The 12509-nt window shown below is 69.8% G+C and carries 6 protein-coding genes and 1 pseudogene; all 7 read right to left on the bottom strand.

Annotation, left to right across the window (positions count from 1 at the left end; translation table 11 throughout):
* Window positions 1-41: 41 nt before the first annotated feature.
* Window positions 42-2369 (bottom strand): GH92 family glycosyl hydrolase, encoded by a 2328-nt coding sequence (locus ACSQ2G_RS13890; RefSeq protein ID WP_436031747.1) that lies wholly within the window; start codon window positions 2367-2369, stop codon window positions 42-44.
* Complete coding sequence (locus tag ACSQ2G_RS13895; RefSeq protein WP_436031749.1) at window positions 2366-3817, bottom strand: glycoside hydrolase family 125 protein; 1452 nt, start codon at window positions 3815-3817, stop codon at window positions 2366-2368. Before ACSQ2G_RS13895 ends, ACSQ2G_RS13890 begins: the two co-directional genes overlap by 4 nt.
* Entirely contained in the window at window positions 3814-6441 is a 2628-nt protein-coding gene (locus ACSQ2G_RS13900; RefSeq protein ID WP_436031751.1) for a glycoside hydrolase family 3 C-terminal domain-containing protein, read from the bottom strand. The genes ACSQ2G_RS13895 and ACSQ2G_RS13900 overlap by 4 nt, the downstream gene beginning before the upstream one ends.
* Window positions 6442-6450: 9 nt before the next feature.
* Window positions 6451-8424 carry a beta-mannosidase gene (locus tag ACSQ2G_RS13905; RefSeq protein WP_436031976.1) on the bottom strand — a complete coding sequence of 658 codons (1974 nt, stop codon included), beginning with the start codon at window positions 8422-8424 and terminating at the stop codon, window positions 6451-6453.
* Between the two features lie 63 nt (window positions 8425-8487).
* Window positions 8488-9090, bottom strand: a pseudogene (locus tag ACSQ2G_RS13910) (glycosyl hydrolase 2 galactose-binding domain-containing protein); the annotation flags it as partial.
* An 18-nt stretch (window positions 9091-9108) separates the two neighbouring features.
* Window positions 9109-11424, bottom strand: a complete 2316-nt coding sequence (locus tag ACSQ2G_RS13915; protein WP_436031753.1) for a beta-N-acetylhexosaminidase — start codon at window positions 11422-11424, stop codon at window positions 9109-9111.
* Between the two features lie 9 nt (window positions 11425-11433).
* Window positions 11434-12507, bottom strand: a complete 1074-nt coding sequence (locus ACSQ2G_RS13920) for a glycosyl hydrolase family 18 protein (protein ID WP_436031755.1) — start codon at window positions 12505-12507, stop codon at window positions 11434-11436.
* Window positions 12508-12509 lie beyond the last annotated feature (2 nt).

Consider the following 12509-nt stretch of genomic DNA (forward strand, 5'->3'; position numbering starts at 1 on the left):
CGGGGGAAGAAACGGGATCGGGGATCAGCCAGGCCTCGGCGTCACGCGAACTTCGGCGCCGAGGGCGGACGCGACGAGCGCGCCGCGCCGAACGCCGGGTTCGGCCGCTCGCCCATCCGGAACACCAGCCGCCCGCCCTCGACCAGTTCGTCGTGGCCGATCCAGCAACGATCGTGCGGCGCGCCGTTCCAGGTCGCCGACTGGATGTAGAAGCGGTCCGGCGCGACGCCCTGGGCCTCTATCACCAGCCTGCGCCCCTGCCCCACCGCGATCTCGGCGCGTGCGAACAGCGGCGAGCCGAAGACATAGGCGCCCATCACCGGATCAACGGGATAGAGGCCCAGGGCGCTCATCACGTACCAGGCGCTCATCTGGCCGCAGTCCTCGTTGCCCGACAGACCGTCGGGCTTGGCCTGGTACTGGCTCTTGAGCAGCATTCGGACCTGGGCCTGGGTCTTATGGTGCGCGCCGCAATAGGCGTAGAGATAGGCCACGTGGTGGCAGGGCTCGTTGCCGTGGGCGTACTGGCCGACCAGGCCGGCGATGTCGGGCGGCGAGCCCGGCGGCATCTCCGAACTGGCGGTGAACAGCGCGTCGAGCTTGGCCTCCAGACCCTTCTCGCCGCCGAACAGCTCCATGTAGGCGTAGAGGTCGTGCTGGGTCAGGAAGGTGGCCTGCCAGGCGTTGGCCTCGGTGAAGTCGCGCCATTTGTCCATGTGGCCGATGGCCCGCGGCTCGAACGGCGTCACCCACGAGCCGTCGGCGTTGCGGGGGCGCATGAACTGGGTCGCGGCGTCGAACTGGTTGCGATAGTTGCGCGAGCGGACCAGCAGGGCCTTGGCGTCGTCGTGGGCCCCGGCCGCGGCGGCCAGGTGCGCCATGGCCCAGTCGTCATAGGCGTATTCCAGCGTACGGCTGGCGCCTTCCATGACCTCGTCGACCGGGATGAAGCCCAGGCGCTTGTACCAGTCCAGGCCCAGCACGTCGTCGTCGAAGGCCCGCTTGCGGAACGCCTTCCAGGTGCGGACCGGATCCAGGCCGCCCAGGCCCTTGCCCTGCGCCTCGGCCAGGACGACGGCGGCGTGCCAGCCGTTCATGGTGCCGGTCTCGATGCCCTGCAGCGGCCAGACGGACGGCCCCTTGGGGCTCTCCTCGGCCATCGGCACCAGGCCGGCGACCACGTCCGCGGCGCGGGCCGGCTGGGCCAGGGTCAACAGCGGATGCAGGGTCCGGTAGGTGTCCCACAGGGAATAGGTGCTGTAGTTGCGGCGGCCAGCCGAAACCTTGTGGTCCTTCTGGTCCATACCCCGGTAGCGGCCGTCGGCGTCGCTGAACAGGGTCGGCGCCAGCAGGCTGTGATAGAGGCCGGTGTAGAAGATCTTCGCGTCGGTGTCGGACGCGCCGTCGATGCGGATCGACGACAAGGCTTTTTCCCAGATCTGGCGGGCCGAGCGCCGCGCGCTGTCGAAATCCCAGCTGGGCGCCTCGGCCTGCAGGTTGGCCAGCGCGCCCTCGATGTCGACGCCCGACAGGCCGACCTTAACCAGCAGCGGAGCCTCGCCAGCGTCGGGATAGCGCAGCACGCACTTGAGGTTCTCGCCCTTGGCCTCCCGTGTCTCGGTCGCCAACGGCTGGTCCGCGGCATAAAGCTGGGCCTCCTTGAACGGCCGCGACAGCTTCAGGGCGAAATAGATCCAGCGCCCCGGAGCCCACTGGAACACCTGGCGGGCGCCGACCAGCGTGTCATCGCCGACCAGGCGCAGGCTGGCGTTCTTGACCCGGGTCTCGGGCGACTTCTCCCACCAGTCTTTCTGGCCATGTTGAAGGTCGATCAGCAGGTGGCCCGGCTCGCCCTTGGGGAAGGTGTAGCGGTGCAGGCCCACCCGCTCGGTGACGGTCAGTTCGGCGTCGATCCGCGCGTCGGTCAGGCGGACCTTGTAGTAGCCCGGCGAGGCGTGCTCGCTGGCCCGGTCGTAGCGCGACCGATAGCCTTCGTCGGGCTTGCCGGGTTCGCCCGGCGTCAGCAGCACCGGACCGGTGGCGGGAACTACCAGCACGTCCAGCAGGTCGGCGCAGCCCGTTCCGCTGAGGTGGGTGTGCGAGAAGCCCATGATCGAGCCGTCCTGCTGGTGGTAGCCCGAGCAGGAGTCCCAGCCGTTGTTGCTGGTGTCGGGGCTCAGCTGCACCATGCCGAACGGCAGGGTGGCGCCCGGATAGGTGTGGCCATGGCCGCCCGTGCCGATGAACGGGTCGACGAAGTCGCAGAGCGACTTGCGGGGCGCCGAACAGGCCGGCGCGGCGGCGACGAGCCCGGCGAGGCCGGCGCCAGCCATCAGGGCGCGACGATCGAGGGTGGGAACTTGGGTCATGCGGTCGGGTCCAGGGGGCGGGCCAGGAGGGCTGGCCGGCGGTCGGCGATCTCGACGATCAGCTCGCCGAACAGGGTGTTGGCCCAGGCGAACCAGTCGCGGGTGAACTTGGCCGGATCGTCCTTGTGGAAGGCTTCGTGCATAAAGCCTGCGCCGGCGTGGGTGGCCTTCAGGCTGCGCAGGCAAGCCACGACCGTGGCGTCGTCGCCGTCGGCCAGGGCGTTCAGCGCGCGCATGATGATCGACATCGGCCAGATCATGTCGAGGCCGGCGTGCGGCCCGCCGATCCCCTCCGCTGCCCGTCCCTTGAAGAAGTACGGGTTGCGGTCGCTCCAGGCCAGGCGCGCGGTGCGGCGGAAGACCGGGTCGTCGTGCGGTACGCAGCCCAGATAGGCCAGGCTCAGCAGGCCCGGCGCGTTGGCGTCGTCCATGAAGATCGCATTGCCAAAGCCGTCGACTTCGAAGGCCCAGACCGGCTGGCCGTCGGCGTCGCGGGTCAGGCCATGGGCCTGCAACGCCGCCGTCACCTCGTCGGCGAAGGCCGCGCAGTCGGCGGCGAAGGCCGTGTCGTGCATCACCTCGGTGGCCAGTTCCGCCAACTGCCGCAGGCTGGCGGCGGCGAATAGGTTGGACGGGATCAGGAACGGATAGACGCAGGCGTCGTCGGAGGGCCGGAACATCGAATGGATCAGCCCGACCTTGCGGGTCGGCGCCCCCCTGCCCTCCAGCATCAGGGTTTCGGTCGCCAGGGTGGACGGCCGTTGGAAACTGTAGGGACCGGGACCAGTCTTACGCTGCTGCTCGCGGAAGGTGCGCTCCACCACGGCCATGGCCTGGCGCCACTCGGCGTCGAACGGGGCGGGATCGCGGGTCGCGCGCCAATAACCGTGGGCCAGGCGGATCGGATAGCAGAGGCTGTCGATCTCCCACTTCCGCTCACCCACGCCGGGCCGCATCTCGGTGACGTCCTGCTGCGACCACTTCAGGTTCGTCCGCGCCGCCGGGTCGCGCATATAGGCGTTGGCGTAAGGGTCTATCAGGATGCAGCGGGCCTGCCGGGCGATCACGCCGCGGAACAGGGTCCGCAGCTCCGGCGCCTTGGCCGCCAGCGGCAGGTAGGGCCAGACTTGGGCCGAGGAATCCCGCAGCCACATGCAGTCGATGTCGCCGGTGATCACGAAGGCGTCCGGCTTGCCGCCGACTTCGCCGAGGAACACCGTGGTGTCCAGGGTGTTGGGGAAGCAGTTCTCGAACAGCCAGGCCAGCTCGGGATCGGCGACCTTGGCCTTCACTTGGCGGATCAGGGTCTCGACAGCCGGGCTGGCGAAGCGCCGGGCCTCGACCGGAGGCCGGTGCGAGATGAACGGAGCTGCCTTCGCCGGCGTGGCGGCTAGGGCCGCAGCCGCGCCGGCCAGCAGGGCCTGGCGACGGGAGAGACTGAGACTCATCGCGGAAGCTCCTGCTGGCCTTCGATCGTGAAGTTCACCTCGTGACCAGGCCCTTTGCCCGGCTGCCCGCCGCCCACGAACAGCGTGTACTGACCGGAGACCACTGCCCGCGCGCCGTTACGGGCGACCTGCGAAAGGTCGCGGGGCGACAGCGTGAAGCGGACCTTGCGCCGCTCGCCGGGCTTCAGGGTCACCCGATCGAAGCCGACCAGGGTGCGCAGCAGCAGCCGATCGGCCTGCCGCCCGCGATAGTCCGCGGGCTTGGGCGGGGTCAGATAGGCCTGGACCACCTCGTCCCCCGCCCGATCGCCGACATTGGCCACCTCGGCCTCGACAATCAGTTCCTCGCCGGCCTTCAGAGCGACCGACGACACGCTCGGCGCGCCGTAGTCGAAGCGCGTGTAGCTGAGGCCGTAGCCGAACGGATAGGTCGGCTCGCCCTCGAAATAGCGATAGGTGCGCCCCTTCATCGCGTAGTCGACCAGAGGCGGCAGGTCGCGGGCCGATTTGTAGAAGGTCACCGGCAGCCGGCCGGCCGGGTTGTTGAGGCCCGCCAGGGTCTCGGCGATGGCGACGCCGCCGGACTGGCCCGGATACCAGGCCGCCAGGATCGCGTCGGCATGGGTCTTGGCCCAGTCGAGCTCGACGGCGCCGCCGGCGGTCAGCACCACGACCAGCGGCTTGCCGGTGGCGGCCAGCGCCTCCAGCAGCCGCCGTTGCGGCGCGGGCAGCGCGATGTCGGTGCGGTCCCCGCCGTCGAAGCCCGGCACGGTGACCTGCAAGGCCTCGCCTTCCACGTCGGGCGACAAGCCAACGACCGCGACCACCACGTCGGCTTGGTTCGCGGCCTTGACGGCCTCGGCCAGTTGCGGCGCGGCCGGGGCGCGCCATTGCAGGCGAACGCCCTGGTCCTCGCCCGTGTGCGACAGCTCCAGGCGGATGCGGCGCGGACGTGTGTCGGCGAAGTTCAGCACGGCTTCGACCGCCTTGCCCGAGCCGTCGTCGTCGACCACCAGCTTGTCGTCCACCCAGAGCCGGACGGGATCGTGGCCCTTGCAGTCGAAGCAGCGGGCGACGCCGACGACCAGAGCGTACTGGCCAGGCCCCGGCGGGACCAGCGCGCCGGTCCAGCGCACGCCGTAGCGGGCGGGATCCAGGCCCGGGGCCGGCGCGGCGCGGTCCCAGTCGAAATTGACGACGCGATCGGTACGGGTCACGCGCGGCGCGCCGCTCAGGGCGGGATCGTCGAAATAGGCGCCGATCAGACCCTGGATCGCGTCCGGGCCAACGCCGGTGCGCAGCGCGGTCTCTGGCACGGCGACCGGCACGCCCTCGGCGACGCCGGAGCCCTGGGCGTAGCGGATGTTGCCCTCGCCCCACTGGGCGCGCAGACCCTGCAGCGGCGTCACCGGGTCGACCGCCGCGCCGTGATAGTTGGCTTCCAGCACCTCCAGGGCGTCGGCGTCCGGCCCGATCACCGCGATCCTGGTGGTCGCGGCCAACGGCAGGCGCTTCCTATCGTTTTTCAGCAGCACGATCGACTTGCGCGCCGCCTCCAGCGCCAAGGCTTGGTGGGCGGGACTGTTCACGGCGTCAGCGCCGATCCTGGCGTAGGGATTGGCTGGATCAGGCGCGAACAGCGCGCCCAAGGCTGCTCGGGCCTCGAACAGCCGGACGACGGCGCGGTCGAGCATCGCCTCGTCGAGGTCCCCCCGGCGGACCGCCGCCGGCAACTGGGCGTAGGCGTTGCCGCAGTTCAGGTCGTCGCCGGCCGCCAGAGCCGCAGCCGACGACGCGGCGTTGTCGAGGCGGAAATAGTGGAACTGGGTCATGTCGTCGACCGCGTCGCAGTCGGAGACGACGAAGCCCTTGAAGCCCCAGTCGCGGCGCAGGGTCTGGTCCAGCAGCAGCGGCGAGGCGCAGGCCGGGAACCCGTGGATGGCGTTGTAGGCGCACATCACCGACCGCGCGCCGCCCTCGACCACCGCCTGGCGGAAGGCCGGCAGGTAGGTGGCCTCCAGGTCCTGCGGCGATACATCGACATCGAAGCCATGGCGGCCGGCCTCGGGTCCCGAATGGACCGCGAAGTGCTTGGGCGTGGCGATGGCGCGGGGGTGTTGCGGATCAGGCCCCTGGATCCCGCGCACGAAGGCGGCGGCCAGGGTCCCGGTCAGGTGCGGGTCCTCGCCATAGGTCTCCTGTCCTCGTCCCCAGCGCGGATCGCGATAGATGTTGATGTTCGGCGACCAGATCGTCAGGCCCTCGTAGCGCCCCGGGTCGCGGTCGCCGACCGCGTTGAACTTGGCCCGCGCCTCGATCGACACCGCCTCGCCGACCCGGCCCATCAGGCCCTCGTCCCAGGTCGCGGCCAAGCCGATGGCCTGAGGGAAGACCGTGGCCGGACCGTTGCGGGCCAGACCATGCAGGCCCTCGTTCCACCACTCGTAACCGCGGATCCCCAGCCGCGGGATCGGCGGCGCGGCGCTCTGCAGCTGGGCGGCCTTCTCCTCGAGGCTCAGGCGCGAGACCAGGTCCGCCGGGGTCTCAGCGGCCCAGGTTTCGGCCAGGGGGGCGGCGGTGGCGAACAGCAGCAGCAGGGCCGCCAGGGCGTGAGGTCGAACCATCGTCGGCTCCTAGGGCGTCACGGGCTTGGTGGCGCCGTGGAGGCTGCGCAGGGTCAAGGCCCGCTTCAGCTGAGCCAGCGAGGCCTTGGACGTCACCTGGACGGTGATGGCCTCGCCCGGCGGCAGGTCGAAGGCGTTGTCCGACAGGGTGGCGTCAAGGTCGCCGAAGCCCAGCCAGACGGCCCGCGCCAGCTTGGCGGCCTTGATGGTCACGGCATAGCCGTCCGCCGTCTTCGACCAGGCCGCCTCCAGGCGCGGGTCGGGCAAGGCCATGGCCTTGCCCGGGACCTGGGTGACCACGCCGCGCGAGACCGTCCGGCCGTTCTCGATCAGCTCGACCACGGCGAAGGTCCGGGCGGGGTCGGCGCCCTTGAACAGCTCCGCGTCCGGCAGGTCGGCGACCTGGGTGGCCGCCAGCGGCTTGAGCTCGGCGTCCGAGGCGCTGTCCGACAGGACCTTGCCGTCGACGTCCATCACCCGCACCCGCCAGCGGACCGGCGCGGCGGTCGTGCGGTCGGACAGCAGGGTGATCGTCGTCGCGCCCTTGTCGTGGATAGCCGCGAGGGCGACCGGGGCATAGAAGCGGCGCGCATGGTACTGCAGGGCCTTCCAGCGGCCGTAATAGTCCACGCTGGACCATGAGGCGCCCGGCCAGACGTCGTTGAGCTGCCAGTACAGCGACCCCATGGTCTGGGGCCGCGAGGACCGATGGTGCAGCGCCGCCAACTCGATGCCCTCGGCCTGCATCACCTGGCTCAGATAGACGAAGTCCTCGAAGGTCTTCGGTTCGCCGTAGTTGCGACGGATGTAGAACAGGATCCGCTCGTTGCCCTCGCCCTTGGCGTATTTCTGGTGGGCGCGCATGACGGCGGAATTGACCGACATGTCCTCAGGCTTGGCGACGGTCCTGAGCGTCCGCATCTCCGGCTGCGACTGCAGGCCATATTCCGACATGAAGCGCGGCGTGACGTGCAGATACTCCTCGACCGGCAGCGAGCCGCCCCAGACGCTCCAGTAGTGGCGGTCGCCATCGGTCAGCAGGTCGGAAGCGCCGTCATAATCCGTACTGGGCGACCCGGCCCAGTAGGGCGTGTCGGGGTCGTTCTCGGCGACCGCGCCGCGCAGCACCTGGCCGAACAGGGTGGTCATGCCGACGACGATGCGTTCCCGCTCCTCCGGCGGGATCGAGGTCTTGAAGGCGACCCGGTCGCTCCAGTTCTCCCAGCCGGTCTGCACCTCGTTATTGCCGCTCCACAGCACGATGCTGGGATGGTCGCCTAGGCGCTTGACCTGCTCGACGGCCTCGACCCGCGTGTTCTCGCGGAACGCCACGTCGTAGGGCGGAATGGCCCCGCCGAACATGAAGTCCTGCCAGATCATCAGACCCAGTTCGTCGGCCATCGCGTAAAAGGCGTCGCTCTGATAGTGGCCGCCGCCCCACATGCGCAGCATGTTCATGTTGGCGTCGCGGGCCGAGGTCAGGATCTGCCGCATCTTTTCGTCGGTGACGCGCGGCGAGAAGCTGTCGAACGGGATCAGGTTGGCGCCCTTGGCGAACACCGGCACGCCATTGACGACGAAGCCCATGCTCTTGCCCCAGGCGTCGGTCTCGCGGCGCAGCTCGACCGTGCGCAGGCCCGAGCGGCGCTCGGCCTTGGCCACGACCGCGCCGTCCAGGGCCACGGACGCATTGAAGCGATAGAGGTCCTGGGCTCCGTAGCCCGCCGGCCACCACAGCTTGGGCGCGGCGATCGGCACCGGCACGGAAATGCGGTTCAAGCCCGGAGCCAGGGTTACGGTCTGGCGGACCACGGGCAGCGCGGCGCCGTCGGGCGCGGTGGGGGTAACCGTCAGCTCGACCGTACGCGTTCCGTCGGCCTCGATCTCGAACTCAGCCGACAGCCGGGCGTGGTCGGCGGCGACCTGGTCCTGGCGGATGCGGAAGCCGTCGATCCGCGCCTCGTCCCAGGCCTCCAGCCGCACCTCGCGCCAGATGCCTTCGGTGACATAGCGCGGCCCCCAGTCCCAGCCGTAGTGGTAGGGCGATTTGCGGACATAGGTGGAGGTGTGCTTGGCCGGCGGCTCGTCGCCGAACGCGGAGTCGTAGGCGCCGGGCAGCACGTAGGGCTGCTTGAGCAGGTCCGGCTGAAGCTTCTTGATCGGCGACTTGAAGGCGATGGTGATCAGGTTGGCGCCCGGTTTCAGGACCGACTTGACCGGCACGCGCCAGCGGCGGTGCTGATTGGCGGCCGACAATAGCTTGACGCCGTTGACGAAGACCTCGGCGAAGGTGTCCAGGCCATCGAACACCAGGTCGACATGGTCCCGGGCTAGCAGGGCCGCGTCGACGTCGAGCGTGCGCTGATACTGCCAGTCGGCCAGACCGATCCACTGCAGCTGCGCCTCGTTGGTCCCCACGAACGGATCGGGGATGCGGCCGGCGGCCAGCAGGTCGGTCTGCACCGTGCCCGGGACGCTCGCCGGCCGCCATTGCGCCGCCTCGGCCGCGTGGGTCTTGGCCGCGGCGTCGGCCGGATCGAGCCGGAAGCTCCAATCCTGGTCTAGGCTTCGGGTCTCGACCGGTCCGGCCATGGCGGTCGACGCCATGGCGGCCAGGGCGAAGGCGGAAAGCAGCGCGGATCGAAGCATGGTCTCGCCTTTACCAGGTCAGTGGGAAGAACGGGGCGTCAGGGCCAGGGCCTCGACCGCGTAAAAAGGTCCCGACAGCGGCGCGGTGAACAGCAGGCACAGGTCGGAATCGCCTGCCCCCTGCGGCAAGGCGCCCTGGAACTTCAGGCGATTGTCGGCCGTCGCGGGATCCGGCAGCGGGAAGGTCGCCACCACGCCCCCCTCGCAGCCGCCCGCGCGGACGACCAGTTCGCCGAAGCGGGTGGCGTTGTAGTGCCAGCGGACCTTGTCGGTGTCGGCCGCCAGGCCGTAGTGGCGCGGCGCGCGCGCGACCTTGACCTCGAAGCCGCCGGCTAGGTCGAGCGGCGCGGCCGGGTACATCGCGCAGGTGTCGAACAGGTTGACGTTGAAGGCCGGCGCGTCGGCCTGGGCCTCCGAGGTCAGCGGCACACGCAGGCCCAGAGCCCCCTTAGGGCAGGCCGTCAGCTCGGTGTTGCTTCGGGTCAGCAGCGCGATCCTGCCGGCGTCAAAGGCGCGCGGCTCGGCGGTCGGCCGACCGTTGGCGGTGAAGGCCGCCGCGCGGACCGTGGCGCCGACCGGAACCTTGAGCGGCTTGCCGTACAGCGGCGAGCGGGCGGTCGGGACCTTGCCGTCCAGGGTGTAGCGGATCTGGCCGAAACCGGACTGGGTCGACAGGGCCAGGGTCGCCTGGCCCGACCGCAGCGCCGCGCCACGGCCGCCGTCCAGGGCGAAGTTGACCGCGAAGGCGCCGTCAGCGGCGTTGATCCCCTGGCGCGCATAACGCAGGCGCTGAATGTCGAGGCGATCGAGGAAGCCCGTCCAGTCGCGCCGGTCCTTCGGCGACCAAGTGATCTCCGAGACAGCGTCCAGGCGCGGGAAGATCGCGTGACGCACCTGGCTCGGCGTCACCAGGTACTCGGTCCAGGCGTTGGCCTGGGCGCCCAGCACATGGCCGGCCTTGTCGGGGGCGATGCCCTTGGGCATCGGCTCGTAGGCGTAGACGTCCTTCAGAGTCACTATCGACAGCCGGCCGGGCGGCTCGTCGGCGCGGTCGCTCTGCAGGCTGTCCAAATAGAGGGTCGGGGCGGGCGACAGCACGACGTCGTGGCCCGCGTTGGCGGCGTCGATCGCCCCCTGCTCGCCCCGCCACGACATCACGGAGGCCGAGGCCGGCAGGCCGCCTTCGAGGATCTCGTCCCAGCCGATCAGGCGACGGCCGTGGGCGGCCAGGTACTGGCCCAGGTGCTCGATGAACCAGCTCTGCATCTCGTGCTCGTTCTTCAGGCCCAGCTCGCGCATGCGGGCCTGGATGGAGGGCGAGCCCTGCCACTGGTCCTTGATCGCCTCGTCGCCGCCGACATGGATGTAGGTCGAGGGGAACAGGTCCATCAGTTCGTCCAGCACGCCCTCGATGAAGGTCAGGCTGGGTTGATCAATGTCGAACAGGTAGGGGTTGACGCCCCAATCGACGGCGACGGGCGGGCGGTCGCCGAAGACACCGATCTCGGGATAGGCGGCGACGGCGGCCTGGGCGTGGCCCGGCAGGTCGATCTCCGGCACGATGGTCACCGACCGCTCGCGGGCATAGGCCACCAGGTCGCGGACCTGGTCCTGGGTGTAGAAGCCGCCATAGGGCTGGGTCGAAGGCGCCTCGCCCGCCGTCGGCGGGGTGCGCCAGGCGCCGATTTCCGTCAGCTTGGGATAGCGCTTGATCTCGACCCGCCAGCCCTGGTCGTCGCTCAGGTGCAGGTGCAGCACGTTCATCTTGTGCGCCGCCATGGCGTCGATCAGCGGCTTCAGCGATTCCGCCGACTGGAAGTGTCGGGCGACGTCGACCATGATCCCGCGCCAGGCGAAGCGCGGCTGGTCGCGGACAGTCAGGGCCGGGATCTTGACCGGCCGGCCGAACGCCGCATCGGGGCTGAGCAGCTGGGCAAGGGTCATGGCGCCGTACAGCAGGCCGGCGTCGTCCTTGGCGGCGATGCGCGCGCCCTTCGGCGTCACGGTCAACACGTAGCCTTCGGCCGCACTCACCGACGGATCGCGGATCAGCACGACCGTTCCGGCCCCACCCTCTTGCACGACGAGGTCCAGACCGCGCGTCTGCTTGACCTGGCTGGCCAGCAGCCGGGCGGCCGACAGGGCGGCGGCGTCGCCGGCCGGGACCGAGATCAGGGCCCCAGAGCGGACGAAGAGCGCGCCGTGGCCGGGCGTCAGCTCGGCCGGGACCGGAATGATCGGCGCCGGCGGGGCCGCGGCCAATGCGGTACCCGCGGCCAGGGCCAGGGAAAGGGTCGCCAGGCTGGCGGTCGCGAGACGATGAGCGGGTCGCATCGGTGATCCTCAGCGCTTGACGACGGGCAGGACGTCCCAGATCGCGGGATCCTCGGACCCCAGCACCCAGGCGCTGAACCCGGCCAGGCCCTGCTGCTTGACCACGTCGTAGCGGGCCTTGAAGCTGCGGGCGTCGGGCATCGAAACCCACTCGTTCATCTGGTCGCGGTAGAGCACGTACCAGCTCTCCTTCTGGACATCGTCCCACTGGACCTTGACGCCGTATTCGCGGGCCATGGGCATGGACTCGTCGGCGTCGAAATAGACGCCGCTGATGTTGACGGCTTCGGTCCCGTCGGGGCGTACCGGATTGTCGGCGAACCAGCGGTAGCCGTAGAGCGGGATGCCCAGCGAGATCTTCTCGCGGGGAACGACCTTCAGGGCGTAATCGAGGTTCTCCATCACCCACGGCATGCCGCCGACGGGGCCCGGCGGGGTCCAGCGGGTGTGCTGGTCATAGGTCATCAGGCTGACCTCGTCGGCGATCTTGCCCAGGGCCTCGATGTCATAGGCGCCGCGCCAGTACTCCCACATCCACTTGGAATAGGCGCCCTTGCCTGGATGGCCGGGGGCGTTGGGCACGATGGCGACGCCCATGGTGAAGCCGTTGGCGTGCAGGGCGTCCGCGGTCTGTTTGGCCATCAGGGTGAAGGCGTCGCGGTCGAGATAGCTGATGTTTTCGAAGTCGAAGTGGAAGCCGACATAACCGTTGGCCTTGGCCTCGCGGACCAGGGCCTCGTTCATCGCCTTCTTGGCCGCCTCGTTCTGCATCAGCTGATGCAGGCCGGCCCGCTCGGTCAGCGAGATGATCGGCATCACCGGCAGGCGCGCGGCCTTGGCCTTGGCCAGGATCCCCGGATTGGGCGCGCCGGTGACCAGGCCGTCCTTGGACACCCCGTACCAGGTGGGGACCAGCAGGCCGATCTTGTCCATGTGCTGCTCGAAGGAGCGCGTCGATTTGGGCGTCTCCATCAAATAGAACAGCGCCACGGGCTGGGTCGCCTTGCCCTGGGCCTGGGCCGCGCCGGTCAAGGCGCTCCCCAGGGCGGCGGCGAGAAGTACGCGGGTCAGAATGCGGCGCATGA

This window comes from Caulobacter sp. LjRoot300 (genome assembly GCF_964253875.1).
In the GTDB taxonomy this organism is placed as follows: domain Bacteria; phylum Pseudomonadota; class Alphaproteobacteria; order Caulobacterales; family Caulobacteraceae; genus Caulobacter.

Coding starts and splice junctions, on each gene's coding strand:
- ACSQ2G_RS13890 (WP_436031747.1), bottom strand. CDS start 2,369: ATGACCCAAGTTCCCACCCTCGATCGTCGCGCCCTGATGGCTGGCGCC.
- ACSQ2G_RS13920 (WP_436031755.1), bottom strand. CDS start 12,507: ATGCGCCGCATTCTGACCCGCGTACTTCTCGCCGCCGCCCTGGGGAGC.
- ACSQ2G_RS13915 (WP_436031753.1), bottom strand. CDS start 11,424: ATGCGACCCGCTCATCGTCTCGCGACCGCCAGCCTGGCGACCCTTTCC.
- ACSQ2G_RS13895 (WP_436031749.1), bottom strand. CDS start 3,817: ATGAGTCTCAGTCTCTCCCGTCGCCAGGCCCTGCTGGCCGGCGCGGCT.
- ACSQ2G_RS13900 (WP_436031751.1), bottom strand. CDS start 6,441: ATGGTTCGACCTCACGCCCTGGCGGCCCTGCTGCTGCTGTTCGCCACC.